Source organism: Streptomyces sp. NPDC015661 (assembly GCF_043077765.1).
Lineage (GTDB): Bacteria > Actinomycetota > Actinomycetes > Streptomycetales > Streptomycetaceae > Streptomyces.
In genome coordinates this window covers 170,950-192,953 of sequence record NZ_JBIBST010000006.1, presented here as the reverse complement: position 1 = coordinate 192,953, position 22,004 = coordinate 170,950, and the positions used below count along the sequence as shown (strand labels likewise).

At 73.7% G+C, this 22,004-nt stretch carries 18 protein-coding genes; 13 read left to right on the top strand and 5 right to left on the bottom strand.

Annotated features, from left to right (window positions below; all coding sequences use genetic code 11):
* Positions 1–8: 8 nt before the first annotated feature.
* The gene (locus tag ACF07V_RS17910; protein ID WP_392155152.1) at positions 9–1,487 is read right to left on the bottom strand and encodes a sugar transferase; all 1,479 of its coding nucleotides are present in this window, start codon (positions 1,485–1,487) and stop codon (positions 9–11) included.
* A gap of 555 nt (positions 1,488–2,042) precedes the next feature.
* Between ACF07V_RS17910 and ACF07V_RS17905 the strand changes: the two genes are divergently transcribed.
* From ACF07V_RS17905 to ACF07V_RS17880, 6 genes are all read left to right on the top strand, one after another.
* Positions 2,043–3,176 (top strand): FAD-dependent monooxygenase, encoded by a 1,134-nt coding sequence (locus tag ACF07V_RS17905; protein WP_392155150.1) that lies wholly within the window; start codon positions 2,043–2,045, stop codon positions 3,174–3,176.
* A 155-nt stretch (positions 3,177–3,331) separates the two neighbouring features.
* On the top strand, positions 3,332–3,835 hold the full coding sequence (locus ACF07V_RS17900) for a hypothetical protein (protein ID WP_392155149.1): 504 nt from the start codon (positions 3,332–3,334) through the stop codon (positions 3,833–3,835).
* Complete coding sequence (locus tag ACF07V_RS17895; protein WP_392155148.1) at positions 3,805–5,229, top strand: hypothetical protein; 1,425 nt, start codon at positions 3,805–3,807, stop codon at positions 5,227–5,229. The genes ACF07V_RS17900 and ACF07V_RS17895 overlap by 31 nt, the downstream gene beginning before the upstream one ends.
* A complete protein-coding gene (locus ACF07V_RS17890; RefSeq protein WP_392155147.1) occupies positions 5,226–6,890 on the top strand; it encodes a VWA domain-containing protein in 1,665 nt (554 codons plus the stop codon). The genes ACF07V_RS17895 and ACF07V_RS17890 overlap by 4 nt, the downstream gene beginning before the upstream one ends.
* Before the next feature lie 18 nt (positions 6,891–6,908).
* Positions 6,909–8,030: an AAA family ATPase gene (locus tag ACF07V_RS17885; RefSeq protein ID WP_392155145.1), complete on the top strand. Its 1,122-nt coding sequence runs from the start codon at positions 6,909–6,911 to the stop codon at positions 8,028–8,030.
* Positions 8,027–10,807, top strand: a complete 2,781-nt coding sequence (locus ACF07V_RS17880) for a hypothetical protein (RefSeq protein WP_392155143.1) — start codon at positions 8,027–8,029, stop codon at positions 10,805–10,807. The genes ACF07V_RS17885 and ACF07V_RS17880 overlap by 4 nt, the downstream gene beginning before the upstream one ends.
* A gap of 15 nt (positions 10,808–10,822) precedes the next feature.
* On the opposite strand, the gene ACF07V_RS17875 is transcribed toward ACF07V_RS17880, so the two are convergent.
* Together ACF07V_RS17875 and ACF07V_RS17870 are read right to left on the bottom strand one after the other, a co-directional pair.
* Positions 10,823–11,377, bottom strand: coding sequence for a DinB family protein (locus ACF07V_RS17875; protein WP_392155141.1), 555 nt, complete (start codon positions 11,375–11,377; stop codon positions 10,823–10,825).
* A 111-nt stretch (positions 11,378–11,488) separates the two neighbouring features.
* Positions 11,489–11,668, bottom strand: a complete 180-nt coding sequence (locus tag ACF07V_RS17870) for a hypothetical protein (protein WP_392155139.1) — start codon at positions 11,666–11,668, stop codon at positions 11,489–11,491.
* A 146-nt stretch (positions 11,669–11,814) separates the two neighbouring features.
* Here ACF07V_RS17870 and ACF07V_RS17865 point away from each other — a divergent pair, with 146 nt between their 5' ends.
* Together ACF07V_RS17865 and ACF07V_RS17860 are read left to right on the top strand one after the other, a co-directional pair.
* Positions 11,815–12,402, top strand: coding sequence for a hypothetical protein (locus ACF07V_RS17865; RefSeq protein ID WP_392155138.1), 588 nt, complete (start codon positions 11,815–11,817; stop codon positions 12,400–12,402).
* A 71-nt stretch (positions 12,403–12,473) separates the two neighbouring features.
* On the top strand, positions 12,474–13,394 hold the full coding sequence (locus tag ACF07V_RS17860; RefSeq protein WP_392155136.1) for a GNAT family N-acetyltransferase: 921 nt from the start codon (positions 12,474–12,476) through the stop codon (positions 13,392–13,394).
* Here ACF07V_RS17860 and thpR read toward each other — a convergent pair.
* Positions 13,355–13,972 (bottom strand): RNA 2',3'-cyclic phosphodiesterase, encoded by a 618-nt coding sequence (thpR, locus tag ACF07V_RS17855; RefSeq protein WP_392155135.1) that lies wholly within the window; start codon positions 13,970–13,972, stop codon positions 13,355–13,357. The two genes, ACF07V_RS17860 and thpR, sit on opposite strands and share 40 nt — an antisense overlap.
* A gap of 236 nt (positions 13,973–14,208) precedes the next feature.
* On the opposite strand from thpR, the gene ACF07V_RS17850 reads away from it, so the two are divergent.
* Positions 14,209–16,242, top strand: coding sequence for a calcium-binding protein (locus tag ACF07V_RS17850; RefSeq protein WP_392155134.1), 2,034 nt, complete (start codon positions 14,209–14,211; stop codon positions 16,240–16,242).
* A gap of 118 nt (positions 16,243–16,360) precedes the next feature.
* Here ACF07V_RS17850 and ACF07V_RS17845 read toward each other — a convergent pair whose 3' ends face one another.
* Positions 16,361–17,320, bottom strand: coding sequence for a helix-turn-helix domain-containing protein (locus ACF07V_RS17845; protein WP_392155132.1), 960 nt, complete (start codon positions 17,318–17,320; stop codon positions 16,361–16,363).
* A 164-nt stretch (positions 17,321–17,484) separates the two neighbouring features.
* On the opposite strand from ACF07V_RS17845, the gene ACF07V_RS17840 reads away from it, so the two are divergent.
* From ACF07V_RS17840 to ACF07V_RS17825, 4 genes are read left to right on the top strand one after another with little or no spacing between them, the layout of a single operon-like run.
* Positions 17,485–18,360 (top strand): branched-chain amino acid ABC transporter permease, encoded by an 876-nt coding sequence (locus ACF07V_RS17840; protein ID WP_392155131.1) that lies wholly within the window; start codon positions 17,485–17,487, stop codon positions 18,358–18,360.
* The gene (locus tag ACF07V_RS17835) at positions 18,321–19,559 is read left to right on the top strand and encodes an ABC transporter substrate-binding protein (protein WP_392155129.1); all 1,239 of its coding nucleotides are present in this window, start codon (positions 18,321–18,323) and stop codon (positions 19,557–19,559) included. The genes ACF07V_RS17840 and ACF07V_RS17835 overlap by 40 nt, the downstream gene beginning before the upstream one ends.
* Positions 19,556–21,295, top strand: a complete 1,740-nt coding sequence (locus tag ACF07V_RS17830) for an ATP-binding cassette domain-containing protein (RefSeq protein WP_392155127.1) — start codon at positions 19,556–19,558, stop codon at positions 21,293–21,295. The genes ACF07V_RS17835 and ACF07V_RS17830 overlap by 4 nt, the downstream gene beginning before the upstream one ends.
* Complete coding sequence (locus tag ACF07V_RS17825; protein ID WP_392155126.1) at positions 21,295–21,978, top strand: ABC transporter ATP-binding protein; 684 nt, start codon at positions 21,295–21,297, stop codon at positions 21,976–21,978. Before ACF07V_RS17830 ends, ACF07V_RS17825 begins: the two co-directional genes overlap by 1 nt.
* Positions 21,979–22,004: the final 26 nt, after the last annotated feature.

Sequence of the window (22,004 nt, the reverse complement as noted above, 5' to 3'; positions counted from 1 at the left end):
CCCGCGCATCAGTAGGCCCCCTGCCCGTAGAGCACCGCACGCAGCGTCTTCCACAGGATCACCGTGTCCAGGGCGAGCGACCAGTCCTCCACGTACCGCAGGTCGAGGCGCACCGCCTCGTCCCACGACAGGTCGCTGCGTCCGCTGATCTGCCACAGGCCGGTGAGGCCGGGCTTGACGAGCAGCCGCCGCCTGACGTCCGGGGCGTAGGCCGCGCACTCCTCCGGCAGCGGAGGCCGCGGCCCGACGAGCGACATCGATCCGGTGAGCACGTTGAACAGCTGCGGGAGCTCGTCGAGCGAGTACCGGCGCAGCACCGCTCCCACCCGGGTCACCCGCGGATCCCGGCGGAGCTTGAACAGCAGACCGGCGCCCTCGTTGCGGTCGGCCAGCGCGGCACGGGCCCGGTCGGCCCCGACGACCATCGTGCGGAACTTGAGAATGGTGAACTCGCGGCCGTCCTTGCCGACCCTGCGCTGGCTGTAGAGCGCCCCGCCCCGGCTGTCCACCAGGACGAGTAGCCCGACGAGCAGCATCAGCGGCGCGAGCAGCATCAGCAGGATCGCCGCGCCCACGCGGTCGACGACCCCCTTGATCGCCCGGCGGCCGCCGGTGAAGGTCGGCATGCTGACCCGCAGCAGCGGGATCCCGAGCACCGCGTCGATGTGCAGCCGCGGACCGGCCACCTCCATCAGCACGGGCGCCACGACCATCTCGGCGTCGCTGCCCTCGAGGTTCCACGCCAGCCGCTGCAGCCGGTCCGGTGACCAGTGCGGGTCCGGGGTGACCGCGACGACCCGGTAGCCGTCGTGGCGGACGTGCTTGGCGACGTCCGACAGCTCTCCGACGACCGGCACTCCGTCCAGCAGGTCACCGTCGACCCCGCGACCGTCCGTCGTGCACACCGCGTCCACCCGCCAGCCGAGGTGCGGGAACTTGCGGGTCCGGGAGATCAGGTCGCTCACGGTGGCCGGGCTCCCGGCGGCGAGCACCGGCCGCAGGCACCGGCCTTCCTTGCGGTGATTGTGCAGCCAGAGACGCAGCAGATACCGCGTCGTCATGGTGGTGAGCGCGATCGCGGGGATCGCGACGAAGATCCACAGTTTGATGTTGTGCGAGGTCAGGGCGATGCCGGCGAGCGCCATCACGATGGTCGCCGTGAACAGGGAGCGCCCGAGCCGGCGAAACTCCTCGGCGCCCTGGCCGAGGACCGCCGGAGCCCACGACCGGTTCACCGCGAGCGCGGCCAGGACGAGGAGTTCGGTGCCGAGGGCGAGCGTGCCCCACCTCTCATGCCAGTAGGCGGCGTCCCGGGCCCCGAAGAAGCCACCGATCGCCGCCACGACGAAGGCGGTCGCCACGGTGTCGCCGGCGATCACGGCACGGCGGTAGCGCTGCTCCCAGTCGCTCGCGGTCCGGCCGATCGCCCCGCTGTCCAGCCGATGGCGCGCCGACGGAAACGGGCTGACCAATTCCCCCTGCTGCACGGACCCCCCCAGGGTGCCAGTGGGCTCGACGTGTTGGCTCCACACGGTTCCTCCCCCCGGGAGACCCCCGCCTCCCGCGCTGTTCCTCCCCTCGGGAGGCCCCCGCCTCCCGCCCCGCGCTGTTCCTCTTCCCGGTCACTCGCCCACCCCGCGAATGACGTACCGGTACCGCAGCGCTACTCGAACACCCCATCCAGGCGATAGATCATCATTTGTCGCCTGGTGTCCGGGCTTGTGAAGCAAGGTCAATCTAGAGCATCAAAGCCCTCCAGAAGAGGGATGTGGGCAACTTGTGCTGAACCTTTGAAGGTTGATCCTCCGCCGGACCATCACCCACGGAAGCCTTCACGGCGAAGGCGTGCCTTGTGACCTGTGGTGACGGGCGTTCACCGGGCTGTAGGCGACGGCGATCCGGGGGTGTCGCGGCTCGAACGGCCGGGGCGAGCTTGGCTTGTTTTTTAACCTGGTCGCGGGCGGTCGGAGGGACAACCCGGGCTCCGTACCCGGGGGTTACACTCCTCGACCCTGTTTCGACACCTTCTGGAGACATCCGAGATGGCGACATCCCTGCGCGTCCTGATCCACGGCGGAGGCATCGGCGGCCTCGCGCTCGCCACCGCGCTCGCGCGGCACGGCCACACGGTCGAGGTGGCCGAGCTCCGCGAGGAGCTCGACGCCCTCGGCGTGGGCATCATCCAGCCCTCCAACGCCCTCCATGTCATGCGGGAGTTGGGGGTGCTCGACGCCTGCCTCGCGGCCGGGTTCGCCTGGGAGGTCCTGACCGTCGCCGACCCCGCGGGGAACCCGCTGGCGCGCATACCCCAGCCGCGCATGGGAGACGCCCCGGCCGCCAACGGAATTCCCCGGCCCGCCCTCGCCCGGGTGCTCGGCGACGCCGCCGTCGCCGCGGGCGCCAAGATCCGCTTCGCCACGACCGTCACCGCGCTCGACGACGACGGTACGGGCGTCACCGTGACGCTCTCCGACGGATCCACCGACCGCTGGGACCTGGTCGTCGGCTTCGACGGCATCGGCTCCCCGCTGCGCACCCGTCTCTACGGCGACCGGTACGCGCCCGCGTACACCGGATTCGCCAACTGGCGCGTCACCGTGCCCCGCCACCCCGACGTACGGGGCGTGGTCATGGCCACCGCCGGCCGCGAGGCGAAGGCGCTGCTCACCCCCCTCACGGACGAACTCATGTATCTGGGCGCCGTGTTCGCCGAAGCGGAGGGCTTCCGGCCGGATCCGTCCCGCGCCCACGAGGAACTCGCCGAGCGGCTCGCGATGTTCTCCGGCCCCGTCGCCGAGGCCCTCGCCGCGGTCACCGATCCGGCGGCCGTCGTGTACTCCCGCATCTCCCAGGTGACGGTCGAGGAGCAGTGGCACGTCGGCCGGGTGGTGCTGGCCGGCGACGCCGCCCACGCCTCCACCCCGCACCTCGCCCAGGGAGCGGCGATGGCCGTCGAGGACGCCCTCGTCCTCGCCGAGTCCCTCGACACCGCCGCCTCGGTCCCCGAGGCCCTGGAGGCCTGGGAGGCCCGGCGCCGGCCCCGCGCCCTGTGGGTGCAGGCCATGTCCCGGGCCGTCCTCAGGCAGGAGATGGGCGCGCCCACGACCCCCGAGGAGGACGCCCTCCTGGAGATCGGCATCCCCGGAGCCGCCCACGTGCTCGTGAAGCCCTACTAGGACACGCGCGGGCCGGGCTTTCCCGGGGCCCGGCCCCGCGCTCCCACCCCTGCGTCCCACGGCGTCCGAACGCGTTGTCAGTGGGCGGGGATACGTTGTCGATGTTCCGCCGCTCCGGCGTGAACATCCCCTTTGACGTGCATGGGAGAAGTGCGTTGCCGGTCTGGGAGAGGTCGAGCGCGGCACGGGTGGTACCGCCCGCGCGGCCGCGGAAACTCGCGAAGGTGCCGTTCGTCGAACTGGCCGACGGACGCTTGCAGGGCGTCGTGTCCAGCGGCTCCGACACAGGGCGCGTGTACGTGTCCTCCATCGCTGCCGGAACGTACGCGTTCGCGTGCAGCACCAACAACAACCGCCCCTGCGGCGGCGCGCGCGGCTCCTACTGCAACCACATCCGCGCACTCGTCACCGAGGCCGTCCTCCAGTACGGCGCGCGGCGCGTCGCCCGCTACCTCAGGGCCGAGACGCCCGACCGGGAGCCCGACGCCCAGGCCCTCGTCGACACGATGACCGCCACGCGGCCCGCGCAGGGCGACACTTCGGCCGCCGCCCCCGTGTTCAGCCGCTTCCTGCGGCACCTCGCCTACCTCGAACTGGAGCCGGTCACCGCGCCGCTGCCCGAGATGCAGTGGTTCCCGCCGACGAGGGCGGTCGCCTGATGCGTACGGACCTGCTCGCCGACCCGATCGACGGACTCGACGAGGCCCTGGCCGCCGTGGACGCCTTCGACGACGCACTCGTCGCCGGCCTGCTCCGGCCGCAGCCCGCCCAGACCGCGGGGCTCGCCGCGCTCGCGGACGCCCTCGCCGGCACCCCGCTCGCCTCCGTCGTCGCCGAGGCCGCCGACAAGGCCATGGCCGGCTCCGCAGCGGAGGACCACTTCCTCGCGCTCGCCGCCGCCCGCACCGCGCTCATGGGCTCCGTCCACGACGCCGTGACGACCCGCCTCGCGGACGTCACCGGCCGCCCGAGGGCCGAGGAGCCCCCGCGGCCCGCCGGCGGGGAGGAGCCCGTCGCGAACGTGCTCGCCGCCGCCCGCGCGTGGCTGTGCGACCTCGCCCGCTCGGGCTGGCAGGGCATCGACCACGAACTCGTCGGCGGCGCCGCGCCCGTGGTCTCCGCGATGCTGCCCGACCCCGCGCTCCGCCGGCAGGCCACGCTGCTCGACGGCTTCGCGGCCGAGCTCGCCGCCTCGTGCCCCGGGGCCACCCTGGACCGTGTCCCGGTGCGCCGTTGGGCCGACCTGTGGTCGCGCGCCCTGCTCCTCACCCTGCCCGGCGCCGCCCGCACACCCGGCGGGTCCACCGCGACCGGTCGGCTGCTGCCCCTCGGCGTCGACGTGCAGGAGCACGCGACCGCCGTACAGGCCCAGGTCCACGCCGTGTTCGAACCCGCCGACGGCTCGGCTCCGCGCCTGGTCCGGGCGGCGGCGTCCGCGCCGAAACCCGACACCGTCGTCGGCGCCGGGCTCTGGCAGCTGCTCCGGCCGCGCATGTCGCTCCTGGCCGCCGTGAGCGAGGGCCTCACCATGGAACTCGACGCCATGCCCGTCACCGCCGAGGGCGACCTCGTCTGGGACGACGAGCACGCCCGCGCGGGGGCGCCCGCCGACCCCTTCGCCACGGCCAGGGTCGTCCTCGCCACCGCGACCGACCCGGTCACGGCCCCCCTGGACCGCCACCCGGTACGGATCGCCGTGCCCGTCCTCCTGGAGGGGTACGCGGCGGAGCGCGAGGACGACGGGCCGCTGACGTTCACGGTCGCCGGCCACCGGCTGGCCGTGGACACCGACCGCGGACCGGCCGCCGGCCCCCTCACCCCGGAGGCGGTCGCCGCGTCCGGCGCGTGCCTGGGTCTCCTCCGCTGGGACGCCGGGGAGTTCCTCGTCCAGCCGCTCGCCGTCGAGACGACCGTCCGGAAGAAGACCGTCGCCGTCCACGCGGGCGCGTGGGCCGGAGGCACCACCGACAAGACCGGGGTCCGCGCCGAGAAGGCGGCCACGGACGCGGTCGCCGTCCTGCGCGAACGAGCGGGAAAGCTGCTGCGCTCATGACCGACGAGAACGCCCCGCCCGAGCCCACCGTCCCCACCGAGCGGACCCCCTCGCCCGAGGCCACCGTCCCCACCGAGCGGACTGCCCCGCCCGAGCCCACCGTCCCCGCCGAGCGGACCCCCTCGCCCGAGCCCGCCTGCCCCACCGGGCGGACCGTTTCGTCCGAGGTAAACCTCCCCACCGGGCGGACCGCTTCGCCCGAGGCAAACCTCCCCACGGAGCGGACCGCCCCGCCCGAGCCCGTCTGCCCGACCGACCGGACCGCCCCGCCCGAGGCCGCGGCCGGCTCCACGGCTCCGAGCGGCACTCCGTCCCCGGCGCCGCCCGCGCCCGACCCCCACGACAACCGGCGGCAGGTCCTCTACTGGCGGCTGCTCGCCCGGCTCTTCGACCCCGAGGAGCAGGCCGCCCTGGAAGCGGCGAGCCTCGCCGTCGTCGAGGACATCGGCCTGCCGTCCGCGCTGCTCGACCACGGCGCCTCCGTGGACTCCGTCGTCCAGCGCCACCCGGAGCTCGCCGACGAGCTCGACGGCCTCATGACCCCGGAGCCCGAGCCGGACGACGCACGCGACCGGGCCGCCGAGGTACGCCGCGCCGCACTCGCGTCGAAACTGCTGCTCAACGTCTTCGCCACCGGCTCCGGCACCGTCTCCGCCGGGCAGCTCGCCCGCTGGCAGTCGGACGCCGGATGGCTGGAGCGCGCGCTCGGCTCCCCGCCCGGCGGGCTGCGCGGCGGAAAGGCGTCGGGCCTGGCCCTCACCGGCGGCCGAGGCCTCGGACCCGAGCTCGGCGCCATCGAGGCCGACCTCGTCCACCGCATGCACCTGCGCGAAGTCCTCGCGGACCCCGCCCTCGCCGCACAGCTCACCCCCAGCATGTCCCTGATCGAGCAGCTGCTGCGCGACAAGGGCAACCTCTCCGGCGTGGCACTGGCCAACGCCAAAACGCTGATCAGGCGGTACGTCGACGAGGTCGCCCAGGTGCTCCGCACCCAGGTCGAGAAGGCCACCGTCGGCGAGCTCGACCGCTCGGTCCCGCCCAAGCGGGTCTTCCGGAACCTCGATCTCGACCGCACCATCTGGAAGAACCTCACCAACTGGAGCCCCGAGGAGGAGCGGCTCTACGTCGACCGCCTCTACTACCGGCAGACCGTCCGCAGGACCACGCCCCAGCGGCTGATCGTCGTCGTGGACCAGTCGGGTTCCATGGTCGACTCGATGGTCAACTGCACCATCCTCGCCTCGATCTTCGCCGGGCTGCCCAAGGTGGACGTCCACCTCATCGCGTACGACACCCGCGCGATCGACCTCACGCCCTGGGTCCACGACCCGTTCGACGTCCTCCTGCGCACCAACCTCGGCGGCGGCAACGACGGGCCCGTGGCGATGGCCATGGCCCGGCCGAAGATCGCCGAGCCGAAGAACACCGTCATGGTCTGGATCTCCGACTTCTACGAGTTCGGCCGCTCACAGCCCCTGTTCGAGGGCATCGAGGAGGTCCACCGCTCCGGGGTGCGCTTCATCCCCGTGGGCTCGGTGACCAGCTCCGGACGGCAGGAGGTCAACCCCTGGTTCCGGGAGCGGTTCAAGGCCCTCGGCACCCCGGTGATCTCCGGCCACATCAACAAGCTCGTGCACGAACTCAAGACCTTCCTCACCTGAGACCGAAAGGCCCTTCGCATGTCCGACCTGCTCCGCGCTCCCGCCGAGATCAAGTACGCCGAGGAACTCGACTGGCTGGAGTCGATCGACGACAACCCCAAGCCCTTCTCCTGGCGGCTCTCCCCGAAGATGGTCCGCCTCTTCGTCCTCGGCTCCGAGCGCGCCGACGGCCTCGACCGGGAGGTGGCGCAGAAGTGGTTCGGCGACCGCAGCTTCGTCGAGCGCTCCATCGTCACCCTCGCCTCCGACCGCGGCCTGCTCCTCATCGGCGACCCCGGCACCGGCAAGAGCTGGCTCGCCGAACTGCTCGCCGCCGCGATCAGCCGCAACTCCACGCAGGTGGTCCAGGGCACGGCCGGCACGACCGAGGACCACATCAAGTACTCCTGGAACGTGTCCATGGTCATCGCCAAGGGCCAGTCCCGGGAGTCGATGATCCCCTCGCCGATCATGACCGCGATGGAGACCGGCACCATCGGCCGCTTCGAGGAGCTCACCCGCTCCACCAGCGACGTCCAGGACGCGCTCATCTCGATCCTCTCCGAGAAGTACATCTCGGTCCCCGAACTCGACGGCGCCGACGGCGGGAACATCGTCTTCGCCAAGCCCGGCTTCTCCGTCATCGCCACCGCCAACAGCCGGGACCGGGGCGTCAACGACCTCTCCTCCGCACTCAAGCGCCGCTTCAACTTCGTCCGCATCCCGGTCGTGACGAACAAGAAGAGCGAGGCCGAGATCGTGCGCTTCCGCACCGAGGAGCTGCTGCGCCGGCACGCCATCGAACTGGACGTGCCGCCGACCCTCCTCGACGTCCTCCTCCAGAGCTTCGCCGACCTGCGGGCCTCCGCCGCCGCGGCCGGCAGCGACGACGAGAAGCTGGAGTCCGCCCTCTCGACCGCCGAGCAGATCGGCGTCCTCGAGGACTCCATCCTGCACAGCAACTTCTTCGGCGAGCGCACCCTGACCGCCCGCGCCCTCGCCGCCTCCCTGGTCGGCACACTCGCCCGACGCGAACCGGAGGACCTGGCCATCCTCAACAAGTACCTGCACGGCGTCGTCGAGCCGCGCGGCAAGGAGGAGGGCGGCTCCTGGCCCGAGTTCCTCGAGGGCGGCCGCGAAGCGATCGCGAAGCTGTCGTGACCGGAACCCAGTTCACCGCCCTGCGCGGTCAACTCCACGAAGCGGCGGCCGAGTTCGCCGGAGGCGCGGACGCCCTGGAGGGCATTCTCCTCGGCCTCGTCGACGACGTCGACCGCGCCGTGGCGGAACCCCTGGAGATCTTCCCCGTCTGTCACCACTCGCCCGCCTCGGCCCTCGCGATGGCCCGCCGGCTGCGCGAGAAGCAGCCCAGGGTCGTCTACCTGGAGCTGTGCGAGGACATGGCGCCGCTCCTCACCGAGCTGCGCAACTGCCGGCTGCCGGTCGCCGTGCAGGCGTTCGCGAGCGACATCGACGGCTTCCCGCCCGACTGGGCGCCGCTGTCCGTCGTCGCCCCCGTCACGGAGGCCTCCGCCGAGTACCAGGCCATCGCCTACGCCCTCGACACCCCCGGCGTGGAACTGGTCCTCGTCGACCGCTCCTCCGACCACGTCTTCCAGTGGGACCCCCGGCACGATCGCACCGACGAGCCGGACGCCCGAGCGGAGGGCGGCGACGAGGCAGCACTCCACGGCGAGGCCGTCGGCGTCGAGATCGGCGACCTGCGACCGCGCTTCGCCGAACTGGAGGAGCACCTGCTGCGCCACGGCAAGGTGCGGCACTGGTCGGAGTGGTGGCACCAGTACGTCGAGGTGCCGCTCGGCGACAGCGACCACGACACCTACCGCCAGGTCATGTTCCTCATCGGCAGCCTCTTCCGGCGGCTCGCCCCGGGGGACGGGGACCGCGTCCGCGTCGACGAGGACCGCGAGCGCCACATGTGGACCCGGATGCGGGAGCACCTCGCCGCCACCGGCACCGACCCCGCGGACTGCCTCTACGTCTGCGGCGCCTTCCACGCGGCCAGCCGTGTCGACGAGTTCGGTGTGCACGGCAGCGACGGCTTCGAGATCTCCCCGCGCACGGCCACGACCTGGCAGTACGGTCTGATCCCCTCCAGCAACGCGGCGATCGAGGACCAGTTCGGCCTCGCCTCCGGCTCCGTCTCCATCGCCGCGACGCAGTGGACGAAGAACCTCAAGCGCACGCGGGTGAAGCCGTACCGCCTCGACGGACAGGCCGGCACGAAGAGGACGGCGGCGAAGACCACCGGGCCGGCCGCCCTCCCCGGGACCGCCGCGCCGGCCGAGGACCGGCTCTCCGGCTTCCTCCAGCGGCCGCCGGTCCTCGACGCCCTGGACGAGACCGAACTGCTCGGCTGGTCCGTGGACATCGTCCGCGCCGCCCGCCGCAACGGCTACCTGGCCTCCACCGCCGACGCGATCGCCGTCTTCGAGACCTCGATCCTGCTCGCCGGGATGCGCGACCGGGCCAAGCCCACCCCGTACGACTTCCAGGACGCTGCGGTCACCTGCATCGAGAAGGACAGCGTGCCCGGGCGCCGGGACGTGCGCCGCCTCGTCGAGATCATGATGGGCGGCGACCGGATCGGCCAGGTCGGCTACGAGGCCCTGCCGCCGCTCGCCCGCGACGTCCACGACCGGCTCGCCCCCCTGGAGCTCAACCTCCAGCAGCGCGGGGTCCGCCGGGCCCTCCTCGACATGACCTCCCGGCCCGAACTGCGGGCCTGCTCGGACGTCCTGTGGATGCTGCGCCGCCTGATGCCGGGCGGCGCCGCACGGCCCGTCATGGGGGAGCTGCGGCTCGGCGAGCGGTCGATCCAGGAGTCCTGGGACCTCGCCCTCGGCACCCACCAACGGGCCCTCATCGAGCTCGGTTACGAGGGCGTGAGCCTCGAACAGGTCCTGGAGCAGCGCCTGCGCCGCACCGCGTACGGGCCGCAGGCGACGACCGCCGAGGTCCTCGCCGCCGTCGAGGACGCCACGCTCCATCTGGGCGGCCGGCGTCTCGCCGCGGAGCTCGGCACCCGAGCCCTCGACGTCCTGGCGGGCGAGCGTACGGTCGACGGTGCACCGGAGGTCCTGCGCCGGGTGCGCGGACTCCTCGCCCACTACCGCACCAGCGAGCCGGTGCTGCCGTCGTGGATCGAGTCCTTCGTCAGAACCGGCTACGCGCACTACTGCACGCTGCTGCCGACGGCGTTCCGCGACGAGGACGCGACGGTGGGACAGGTCGCGGCGATGCTCGGCTTCCTGTTCAGCATGGAGAGCCTCGTGCTCTCCCTGGGCTGCGACCGGACCCAGCTGGAGCTGGCCGTCGCCCAGGCGCATCCCGAGGACCCGGCGAAGACGGCGCTGCTGTGGGCGGCGCAGGTGCAGCTGGGCACGCTCTCCCGGGGCGAGCTGCGGGCACGCTGCGACGAGCTCCTCGCCAACCCCCTCGTCGTGCCGTCCTATCCCCGCTACCTCAGCGGCTTCGTGCACGCCCTGGAGCCGGTGCCGGGCCTCGCGGACGTGGTGGTGGAAGCCGTGTCGAACGCCTTCGGCCGCCTGCCCGACCCCGTACTGCTGCCGTGGCTCCCGGTCCTCATCACGACCCTCCGCTCGAACGCGTCGGAACTGGCTCCGCTGCTCATCCGCGAGGCGGGACGGATCTTCCCGGCCCGGCTCGCGGCCCTGGACGCCTGGGTCCCGCCCTGGCACACCCCACCGGCCGCGCCGCCCGCCCTCCCCGCGGGCACCGCCGCCCGGGGAGCGGCACTCCTTCCCGCCCACCCGGCGACCTGCGACGCCCTCGCGGAGCTCCTCGGCTCGGCGGAGGGATGGACCACGACGAACGCCCCGGCGGAGACGGGCGCGGCCCTCCTCGCCGCGCACCCGGCCACGGCCGACGCACTGGCGGTCCTCATGGCCCGATGACCCGACCCCGGTCAGCTACTGGCCGACCCGTCCGTCGACGCACTCGCGCAACAGGTCGGCGTGCCCGCAGTGGCGGGCGTACTCCTCGATCCGGTGCACCATCAGTTCCCGCACCGCGATCCCGTCCTTCGGGAGGCGCTCGCCCAGGTCGGGGTGCTCGGCGAGGGCGGCGTCGGCCGCGGCCTGCTCGCGCTCCAGATCGGCGTACGAGGCGTCGACCACCGCCTGGTCGGCGACCGCCTCGTGGAAGTCCGCGTCCCGCCCGCCGTACACCTTCGGCAGCGGTTCACCGGTGATCCAGGTGATCCAGTCCCGTTCCACCTCGGCGAGGTGCCGGATCAGACCGAGCAGCGACATCGTCGACGGCGGAACGGAACGGCGGGCCAGCTGTTCCGGATCGAGGCCCTCGCACTTCATCCGCAGGGTCAGACGGTATCCGGAGAGGAAGTCCTGGAGCGTCGCGAGCTCGCCCTCCGGGGCCTCGCCGTTGTCACGGGGGTCGTCGGCAGGGTCCGCCCACATGTCGGGGTAGACCGTCGCCCGGCTCCATCGCTCGGGATGATCATTCATGCGCCCATCCTCGCGGGCGAGGCCGCGGGCCCGCCATGGAATTGTTCCGCCCCGGCGGGGCCCCATCGTGCGGCCATCCCGCCCCGGGCGGCCGCACGGCCGTGCCCCGGGTCAGGTCGTGCAGAACGACAGGGTCCTCCGGAGCACGGTCGGCGAGGCCGCCGGCGTGAGCCGCACCCGGCCCGGCGCCCGCACGGTCACCCGGCCCGCGTCGCTCACCGCCGAGTCGAACGGCCCGTCGTCACCCGCGTCACCCGCCGAACCGACCACGATCCGGACGGAGTCCGTCACCGCGAGCGTGGGGCCGTACGGGGGCGCGCCGCCGGGTCGCACACGGCGGCACCCGTCCGTCCACGCACCGTGGTGGTTCACTCGTGACGGTGGACTCGGGCCGAGCCGCCGCCCCTGCCCGTCGAGGCTCGGGCACCGTGGCTCCCATGCACGCCCGCCGCACCGCGTCCCTCCTGCTCATCGCGCTCCTCGCCACCGGATGCGTGGCCGTCCCGCACGGTCCTGCTCCGGCTCCGCCGCCCCGCCCCGGCGGACTCGCCCCGGCCGCCGACCGTCCCCCCGCCCCTCTCCCCGCCCCCGTCCTCACCGAGCCCGCCGCTCGCGAGGCCCTCGGCACCACGGACCCCCGGCCGGCTTCCCGGACGGCCGAGGCGCCCGGCCGGAAGGCGGCCGACGCGTCCGCCGGGGCGCGCACCGCCCACCGCCCACCCGCTCACCGGGCGGCCCCGAACCGCCCCCACACCACCCCGAACAAGTCTGCGAAGCCCACGCACCGGAAGCCCACGCACCGGAAGCCCACGCACCGGAAGTCCTCGAACGGAAAACTCGCGAACAGGAAGCCCGCCACGAGGACCGTGCCGCGCCCTCCGCAGAACCACCGGCCCGGCGCCGCTCGCCCGCACCGGCAGACGGATGCCCGACCGCCCGAGATGCGGCGCCTCTGCCACCAGGCCGAGTCCATCCAGGCCCCGATGGGCGCGGCCGGCCTCTGCCGCGACCTGTACGGCCGCTGACCTCGGCTTCTCGTCCCGGCCGGGTGGAAACCCGGTTGTACCGTCCCGAGCGGCCCGGCTATAAGACGATCATGTTCACACCACGGCCCTTCCTCGACTCCGACATGCCCCGCCTCCAGGAGACCGTGGCGGAGTGGATCGCCACCGCCGGCCGCGACGCCTACGACCACGTGGGCGAGCTCCCGCACCGCGTCTACGACAACCTGCGCGGTCTGCCCGTCGGAGACCTGGTGCACGTCTGGGAGCACGAGGACGACGGCCGGGTCGGCGGTGTCACCCTCTGCCTTCGGTTCGGCGCCGCGTTCGACGCGTTCTGCGCGCCGGAACTGCGCGGTACCGACACCGAGCGCGCGATGCTGAGGTTCGCCGCCGACACCACCGCACGGCACATGGCGGACGACGAGGAGTACGTCCTCACCGACCTCTTCGAGACCGACACGATCCGCGGACGTCTGCTGAACGAAGTGGGCTTCACCCGTTTCCGGACCTGGGACGACGTGAACACCCGCGGCCTGACCGATCTCCCCGCCGTGGTGGTGCCCGAGGGATTCACCGTCCGTCCGGCGACCCTCGACGACGCCGAAGCCCTCGCCGAGGCGCGCAACGCCTCGTTCGGCTCCGACTGGACGGGCGCGGCCTACCGGGACGGAATGATGACGCGGCCCGGCTACGACCCGGCCCGCGAGATCGTGGCCGAGGCCCCGGACGGACGCATCGGCGCGTACACCGTCCTCTGGGTCGACGAACGCAACGGGCTGGGGCACTTCGAGCCCGTCGGCACCCACCGGGCCTTCCGTCGCCTCGGACTGGCCCGGGCGGTGATGGCCGAGTCCATGCGGCGCATGGCGGAGCTCGGCCTCCGTCGGGTGACGGTCAACCACGACGCCGAGAACCTCCCGGCAGCGAAGCTGTACGGCTCGCTGGGCTTCACCCGCGAGTGCCGTACCCACGGTTACCGCCGGGCGAAGGCCCAGGACTCGATGTCGCGATAGCGGATCGGGCCCGGGCCCCGGCCGTAGTCGCTGCCGACGAGGTGGAGGCGCGCGGCGGGCCAGCGGCGGCCGGTGAACCCGGCGAGCCCGGCGGCCACCTCCAGGACGGACGCCGGATCGTCGCGGCGGGCCCGGGCGAGCGTCAGGTGGGGCCGCAGCGGCCGGTCCTCGAAGGGGATGCCGCACTCCTTGACGACCGTCCGCACCTCGGTGGCGATCCGGTGCAGTCCGTCGAGGTCCCCGTCGATCCCGCTCCACAGCACCCGGTCGTCGAAGTGCCCTCCGCCGCGCAGCGCCAGCTCCACCGGCCGGTGCGCTGCCGCGATCGCCGCCAGCGGCGGCCGCAGCAGAGGGACGGTCGCCACGGGGAGCTCCCCGAGGAACGCCAGCGTGATGTGCCAGTCCTCGATCCGGTTCCACCGCATCCGCGGGTACGCCTCGTACGCCGGGCCCAGCTCGCGCGCCAGCTCGTCCTTCGCGTCGTCCGGCGGGGCGAGCGCGACGAAGACCCGCACGGTCGAGGTCCGCGCCCCGTCCTCGTCGCCGGACTCCGTACCCCGCCCGGGCACCTCAGCCATCTTTTGTTCCCTACCCACCGTGCGTCCCGCAGCCTTCGCAGGCGAGGGTACGCGGTGCGCCGGCCGCCACCTGCGGCGGGGACGCCCCGCGCCCCCTCCACACGCTCCCCCGCGGGGGTGGTTCCCCGAGGGCCAGTGGGGCGCAGCGCGGCACGGCCCGCCCGGCCGGGGAGCGCTCCGGGCCGAAGCTGTGCGCTGCCCCCTGTCCACCTTCGAAGACGGAGGTTCGTCCACCCATGACCCACGCACTTCTCCGCGCGGCGGCACGGCGCCGCAGACCCGGCGGGAGGGCCGGGGCGCCGGCCGCGCTCGGGCTCGCGCTCGTTCTCGCCCTGCCCGGTACCGCCCTCGCCGCCCCGGGGGACCTCGACCCGGCCTTCGGGACCGGCGGCCGGGTGACGACGCCCGTCACCGGGTACGCGGAGGGCCACGACATCGTGCGGCAGGCCGACGGAAAGCTGGTCGTGGTGGGGACGAGCGAGGCGGGCTTCGCGCTCGCCCGCTACAACACCGACGGCGGCCTCGACACCACCTTCAGCGGCGACGGCACGACGACCAGCGACTTCGGCGGCGGCTTCCACTCGGCCAACGCCGTCGCGATCCAGCCCTCGGACGGCAAGATCGTCGTGGCGGGCACCACCGAGGTGATCGCCGAGGAGGGCGGAGGCTGCTGCTTCTTCTCCGTGGCCCGCTACAACACCGACGGCACCCTGGACGCGGGCTTCGGCAACGGCGGCCTCGTCCGCGTCGACGAGTTCGGCGGCTCCGCCGACGGCTCCGACATCGCCGTGCAGCCGGACGGCAGGATCATCGCCGCGGGCAAGGGTGCGGGCGGCGGCTTCGCGCTCGTACGCCTCGACACCAGCGGGAACCTCGACCCCACCCTGGGCGGTGACGGGGCCGTGGTCGCGGGCTTCACGCCGACCTCGCCCCAGGACGGCGGCGGCATCGCCCGGAGCACGGCCCTCCAGCCGGACGGCAAGATCGTCTCCGTCGGCTACGTGGGCAACACCGCCTTCGACATCGGCGTGGCCCGCTACAACAGCAACGGCACCCTCGACACCACCTTCAGCGGGGACGGCATGGTCACCGCCGACTTCGGCGGCACCGAGTTCGGCAACGCCGTGGCCGTACAGCCCGACGGCAAGATCCTCGCCGCGGGCTCCGGCGGCGCCGGCTACGCCCTGCTCCGCTACAACAGCAACGGCACTCCCGACACGGGCTTCGGCACGGGCGGGCGCACCTCGGTCAACTCCCCGGGCGACGGCGGCTTCGCGTACGCCATGGCGCTCCAGCAGAACGGCAAGATCGTGCTCGCCGGCCGGGCCGACGACCCGAACAGCTCCGAGGCCAACGACTTCGGCCTGGCCCGCTTCAACCCGAACGGCACCGTCGACACCGGCTTCGGCGGGGACGGCTTCGTGGTCACCGGCTTCAACGACTTCGACGAGGCCCGCGGCGTGCTCGTCCAGCCCGACGGCAAGATCGTCGCGGCCGGGTACGGGGCGGGCTTCGCCTTCGCCCTCGCCCGCTACCAGGGAGGCGACGGTACGCTCCCGCCGTACGCCGACCTGTCGGTGACGAAGTCCGGTACGGGCACGGTGAGCATCGGCGACCGCGCCACCTACACGGTGACGGTCACCAACGCGGCGTCCTCCACCGCCACCGCGACCGGCGTCACGCTGACGGACACGCTCTCCGGCGCCGGCGCGACCCTCGTCTCCGCGGTCCCGTCGCAGGGCACCTGCACGACCACCGCGACGGGCGCCACCTGTGCCCTCGGCTCCCTCCTCCCCGGCGCCGGTGCCATCGTCACGGTGACGGCCGAACCCCGGGCCACCGGCACGCTCACGAACACGGCGGGCGTCAGCGCCACCCAGCCGGACCCGGTGACCCCCGGCAACACGGCCGGCGCCAGCACCTCGGTCAACAACTCCCGCGGCTGCACCATCATCGGCACCAGCGGCGCCGACACCCTGAACGGCGGCTACTCCAACGACGTCGTCTGCGGCCTCGGCGGCAACGACACCATCCGCGCGAGCTACGGCAACGACACCGTCCACGGCGGCTACGGCAACGACAACATCGACGGCGGCTTCGGCGACGACACCCTCGACGGCGGTCCCGGCAACGACACCCTGACCGGCTACTACGGCAACGACCGCCTGACCACCACCGACGGCGTCTCCGGCAACGACATCGCCAACGGCGGCTCCGGCACCGACACCTGCACCACCGACCCGGGCGACTCCCGCATCAGCTGCCCCTGACCCCACCCTCCTCCGGGTGCCGTCGCCGCGACACGGCGACGGCACCCGGAGGCCGCGGCGACGCGGCGGTCCTCACGGCACGGTGACGTACGGGAGGCTCCGGCACCGCGGACCGCGGTCACGGCTCCGGCCGTGCCCTCGCCTGCTCCCGTACCGCGCGCGGCGACAGGCCGAACTCCGCCCGGAACACCCGGCTGAAGTGACTCGCCTCGCCCAGACCCCGGCGCGCCGCCAGGACGTACGCGGGCAGGTGGGCGAGCGACGGGTCGAGGAGGTCCCGGCGGATCCGCTCCAGGCGCCGCCGGCGTACGTGATCGCCGACCGTCACGCCCGACTCCCGGAAGAGCGCGTGCAGATGACGTACGGAGATGTGGTGCGCCGCCGCGATCGTCCCCGGCGACAGGTCCTCCGCGAGCCGCTCGTCCACGTAGGCCAGGATCCGCTCCAGGGCCCCCACCGACCCCGTGCCGGAAGCCGGACCCGCGCCGCCCGTCTCGCGCAGCAGCGTCCGCAGGATCGCCGACACGTGCTCGCCCATGTCCCGGCGGGCCAGCGGCCCGAACCCACCGGCCCGCTCCGCCAGTTCGCCGAGCACCGCCGAGAGCACCCGCCCGCTCGGTGAGCGCGGCAGCTCCGCGTTGGCCGTCACCGCGCCGTCCGCCCGCGCCAGCTGCCCCGCCGTACCGGCGTCCAGGGACAGCACGAAGTACCGGTGCGAGGAGCCGAGCTCGAGGCGGAACGGCCGCGCGCCCGTGTAGAGCACGAAGTCGCCCGGCGCGAGCGCCGCCCGGCGCCCGTCCTGCTCCAGCTCACCGCGCCCCGACACGAGCAGCCCGAGGAGATGCCCCGGCCGGGGCGCCGCGGGGGAGGGCCGGGGCATCACCCGGATCTCCTGCTCCCCGCTGATGTCGCAGCCGCTCAGGGCACCGAAACGACTCGGCCGCATGTCGGCGGCGTACCCCTCGTCGCCCGCCCTGGCCCGGACGAGCACCGTGTCCGAGGCGCCCGACAGGTCCGCGGAAGCGGTGTCGAGGTAGCCGAAGACCAGATTGCCGTCGTCCCGCCGCTCCACCCGCATGCCGTGCTCCTCCCGCCCCCTGCCCGCACCGCACGCACCCTTCGCGCCGTCCGGTCCGCGCACTGCGGGCACAGAACTCTGCGCTGCCGTACCAGTGCCCGCCGCGGGATTGCCAGATGCTCGCAGAGTCCCCGCTGCACCCGGAAGCACAGAGGCGGTAACAGATGGATGTACTTCTGGCCATCCTTGGCCAGTTCGGCCTCTACGGCCTGCTCACGGTCGGCATCGCGGTGATCTTCGCGGCGACCCGCGTGGTCAACCTCGCCCAGGGAGACCTGGCCATGGCCGGCGCCTACGTCGCCGCGACCGCGACCGCCGCGCCCTTCGGGCTGCGCACCCTGCTCGCCCTCGCCGCCGGAGCACCCCTGCTCCTGATCGTCGAGCGGCTGCTGCTGCGCCGCCCCGGCTCCGACGGCCTGGCCGCCATGCTGGTCACCTGGGGCCTGGGCATGGCCCTGCGGCAGGGCGCCGAACTCCTCTTCACCGGGACCTCGCGCACCGTCGCCGTACCCGTGGACGGCACCCTCGACGTCCTCGGCACCCCTTACCCGACGTACCGGCTCGTGTGCGCCGTGACCGCGATCGCCGTCATCGCGCTCGTCCTGCTCGCGGCCCACCGCACCGACTGGGGACTGCGGCTGCGGGCCGTGGCCGACAACCCGGCCATGGCGGCGCTACTCGGCACCGACCCGCGCCGCATGCGCGCCACGGCCTTCGCCGTCGGCGGCCTGCTCGCGGTCCTCGCCGGAGCCCTCTACAGCCCCGTGCTCGCCGTGAACCCCAGCATGGGATTCGGCCTGCTCGTCCCCGTCTTCTTCGGCCTGCTGCTCAGCCGCCCCGGAGCCCTGGCCACCGCCGCCGGCGCCGCCCTGCTGATCTCCGCGCTGTCGGTCCTGCTGCGCACCTGGCTCTCCGACACCCTCGCCGAAGCCCTCTTCTACGCCGTCGTCGTCGCGATCGCCGCCCTGCGCTCGCGCCCCTGGATCGGAAGGTTCTCCCCATGGTTCCGTCGCACCCCCGCCCCCGCGAGCGCCGCATGACGCCCGCGCCCCGGACCACCGCACTCGCGATGGCGGGCACCCTCGCCCTCGTGCTCACCGGCTGCCAGGGCGCGGCCCTGTCCGGCGACGACGCCCCGGCCACCGGCGGACCGGTGAAGATCGGCGTGATCGTCCCGCTCACCGGACCGGTCTCCCAGGTCGGAACCGCCCTGCGCAACGGACTCGAACTGGCCGTCAAGAAGGTCAACGCCGACGGCGGCGTGCACGGCCGCCCCGTGGAGTACGTCGTGGTGGACGACGCCGGCGACCCCGCCAACTCCACCCAGCTCGCCCGCCGCCTCGTCCGCCAGGACAAGGTCACGATGCTGTTCGGCACCATCACGGGCGACACCGCCGAAGCGGTCGGCAGGGTCGCCGACGAGGCGCACGTGCCCTTCGGCACCGCCATACTCGGCGACACCGAACACTGCTTCGGCTACCAGTGGGGCTTCGGCGAGTCCACCCGGCAGATGCTCACCCCCACCGTCCCCGGACTGATCCGGAAGTACGGCACCAAGGTCGCCCTCGTCGGCTCCGACTACAACTACCCGCACTTCTACGCCGGTGTCGCCGGGGAGCTGGTGAAGAAGGCCGGCGGCACCGTCGTCGCCGAGGAGTACAGCCCCCTGGGGCAGACCGACTGGCAGCCGGTCATCGGCCGGCTCAAGTCCGCGAAGCCCGACACCGTGCTCTCCATGGTCGTCGGCGCGGACGCGGTCACCTTCGGCAAGCAGGGCCAGCAGTTCGGCCTGCTCACCCCGGAGCTCGGCTTCGAGGGCGCCTCCCTGGACGCCGACTTCCAGCCCGCGCTCGGCGAGCTCGTGGCCGGCCGCACCCACACGGTGCGCTGGAGCGACCGCCTCGACGACGCGGAGAGCCTCGCCTTCGTGAAGGACTACCGGGCCGCCCACCAGTGGAAGGCACCCATCCCCGAGGTCGCCGGAAACGCCTACTTCGGCGTCAAGTTCCTCCTGGCCGCCGCGGAGAAGGCCGGCTCGAACGACCCCGGGGCCGTCAACAAGGCGATCGGCGGACTCTCCTTCGACAGCCCCCTCGGCAAGGGCACCCGCTTCGACGCCTCCAACCACGTGCTCCAGGCCGACATGCGGGAGGTCACCATCGGCCGCGACGGCGCCTACACCGTCACCCGGACCCACCCCATGGTCGCCGACAGGACCCCGAAGAAGGGCTGCGCGTGACCGTCCCCGCCGCGCCGGGCGCGCCCGCCGCCCGCGTCGCCCCCGCAGAGGGCGTACGGCGCGCACTGCGCCTCGCCCTTCCCGGCCTCGCCGCCGTGGCCCTGCTCGCCGCCCCGTTCGGCCTCGACGCCTTCGCCGTCGCCACCCTCACCCTCGGCCTGTGCCACGGCCTGTTCGCCTACGGCCTCGACCTGAGCTGGGGCCGGGCGGGACTCCTCAGCGTCGGACACGCCGCCTTCTTCGGACTCGGCGCGTACGCCGTCGCCCTCGGCCAGGAGCACCACCTCCCGCAGAGCCTGACGGTCGCCGCGGCCGTCGTCGCCGCCGTGGTGATCGCCCTGCCCGTCGTCCGCATCGGCCTCGCCGCCCCGGTCCCCGACACCCCGCTGATCCTCCTGACGATCGGCGTGGGACTCCTGCTCCAGCGCGCCGCCACCACCCTCGCCCCGGTCACCGGCGGGACCAACGGACTGTCCGTCTCCGGACCCGACGTCGTGACCTCCTACTACGTCACCCTCGGCGCCGTCGCGGCCGTGGTCGCCGTCTGCGGCCTCCTGCTCGTACGGGGCCGGTTCGGCGCCCGCCTCACGGCGGCCGCCCGCAACCCCGAGCGGGCCGCGCAGAGCGGTGTCGACGGCACCCGCGTGCGCGCCACCGCCTTCGCCGCGAGCGCGGCCGTCGCCGCCCTGGCCGGAGCGCTGTACGCACCCGTGGCCGGTCTGGTGTCTCCGCAGGTCTTCGGCCTCGGCCTGTCGACCTCCGTACTGATCTGGCTGGCCCTCGGCGGCCGCGAGTCCACGGTGGGGCCGTTCGCCGGCGCCCTCGCCGTCACCGTCGGCCAGCAGTACCTCGGCTCCACCTGGCAGGGCTGGTACCTCCTCGCCCTCGCCGCCCTGTTCCTGCTCGTCGTCCAGGTGGCGCCCGCGGGACTCACCGCCGCCCCGCGCCGATGGCTGGCCGGCCCGGGACCGGACGTACGCCTGCCGGCCGCGGCCCGCCGCCCCCGGAGCCGTACGACCCCGGCACCCGCGCACGAGGAGTCCACCCCGCTCGCCGTCACCGGCATCCGGAAGTCCTTCGGCCCCGTCCAGGTGCTCTCCGGCGTGGACCTGACCGTCGAAGCCGGCCGCTGCGTCTGCCTGATCGGCCCGAACGGCGCCGGCAAGAGCACCTTCCTGAACGTCGTCGCCGGACAACTCGCCCCCGACGCCGGGACCTTGACGCTCTTCGGCACCGACGCCGCCGGGCTGCCCGTCCACCGCCGGGTCGGACTGGGCGTCGGCCGGATGTTCCAGATCCCCAGCGTCGTCGCCGAACTCTCCCCGGCCGACAACCTCCGCCTCGCCCGCATCGAGGCACCCGAACCCGTCGAACCCCCCGCGGAGTTCCGTGACCTCGTCGAGGACGAACTCCGGCCGGCGGGCACCCTCCCGCTCGCCGACCGCCGCCGCCTGGAGCTCGCCATGGTGCTCGCCGCCGCGCCCCGGCTGCTGCTCCTCGACGAACCCGCCGCCGGACTCGGGCCCGACGACGCACGCCGCCTCACCCGCGAACTCCGCGAGGTCAACCGGCGCACCGGCTGCGCCCTCCTCGTGGTCGAGCACGACATGGACATCGTGCGCGAGCTCGCCGACGAGGTCGTCGTCCTCGCCGAAGGGCAGGTCCTCGCCCGCGGCCCGCTCGACACGGTCGCCGCCGACCCCGCCGTCCGCACCGCCTACCTGGGAGCGCGCTGATGCTCGAACTGACCGGCCTCGCCGGCGGATACGGGCAGGCCGCCGTCGTCCGGCCGGCCGACCTGACCGTGCGGGGAGGCGAGATCACCGCCCTGATCGGCCGCAACGGCGCCGGGAAGACGACCCTCCTGCGGACCGTCTTCGGTCTCGCCGACCGGCACGGCGGCCGCGTGACCCTCGACGGACACGACGTGCCCCCGGGCCGCCCCGAACTCCTCGCCCGGGCCGGCGCCACCCTGATGCCCGAGGACCGGGGCGTGTTCCCCGCGCTCACCGTCGCCGAGAACCTCCGCCTCGCCCGCCGCCGCGACACCGTCCCGGCCGTCGACCCGTACACCGTCTTCCCGCTCCTCACCGACCGCGCAGGGCAGCAGGCCGGCACGCTCTCCGGCGGGCAGAAGCAGCAACTGGGCATCGCCCGGGCGATGCTCGCGGGCCGGAGCCTCATCGCGGTGGACGAACTCACCCAGGGACTCCAGCCCTCCGTGGTCGCCGACGTCCTGGAAGCCCTCGGCGCGATCGCCGCCGCCGGAACGGCCGTCCTCCTCGTCGACCAGCACGCCGGCGCACTCCTCGACCACAGCCGGCACGTCGTGGCGATGGAGGCCGGACGGATCGTGCTCGACGCGCCGAACGGACCCGGTCTGCGCGCCCGCCTCGACGACATCCTCGCGGTCAGCTGACCGCCCCGGACAGGCCCGGGGCCCGT

Coding starts and splice junctions, on each gene's coding strand:
- ACF07V_RS17905 (WP_392155150.1), top strand. CDS start 2,043: ATGGCGACATCCCTGCGCGTCCTGATCCACGGCGGAGGCATCGGCGGC.
- ACF07V_RS17890 (WP_392155147.1), top strand. CDS start 5,226: ATGACCGACGAGAACGCCCCGCCCGAGCCCACCGTCCCCACCGAGCGG.
- ACF07V_RS17885 (WP_392155145.1), top strand. CDS start 6,909: ATGTCCGACCTGCTCCGCGCTCCCGCCGAGATCAAGTACGCCGAGGAA.
- ACF07V_RS17875 (WP_392155141.1), bottom strand. CDS start 11,377: ATGAATGATCATCCCGAGCGATGGAGCCGGGCGACGGTCTACCCCGAC.
- ACF07V_RS17865 (WP_392155138.1), top strand. CDS start 11,815: ATGCACGCCCGCCGCACCGCGTCCCTCCTGCTCATCGCGCTCCTCGCC.
- ACF07V_RS17860 (WP_392155136.1), top strand. CDS start 12,474: ATGTTCACACCACGGCCCTTCCTCGACTCCGACATGCCCCGCCTCCAG.
- thpR (WP_392155135.1), bottom strand. CDS start 13,972: ATGGCTGAGGTGCCCGGGCGGGGTACGGAGTCCGGCGACGAGGACGGG.
- ACF07V_RS17850 (WP_392155134.1), top strand. CDS start 14,209: ATGACCCACGCACTTCTCCGCGCGGCGGCACGGCGCCGCAGACCCGGC.
- ACF07V_RS17845 (WP_392155132.1), bottom strand. CDS start 17,320: ATGCGGGTGGAGCGGCGGGACGACGGCAATCTGGTCTTCGGCTACCTC.
- ACF07V_RS17840 (WP_392155131.1), top strand. CDS start 17,485: ATGGATGTACTTCTGGCCATCCTTGGCCAGTTCGGCCTCTACGGCCTG.
- ACF07V_RS17835 (WP_392155129.1), top strand. CDS start 18,321: ATGGTTCCGTCGCACCCCCGCCCCCGCGAGCGCCGCATGACGCCCGCG.
- ACF07V_RS17825 (WP_392155126.1), top strand. CDS start 21,295: ATGCTCGAACTGACCGGCCTCGCCGGCGGATACGGGCAGGCCGCCGTC.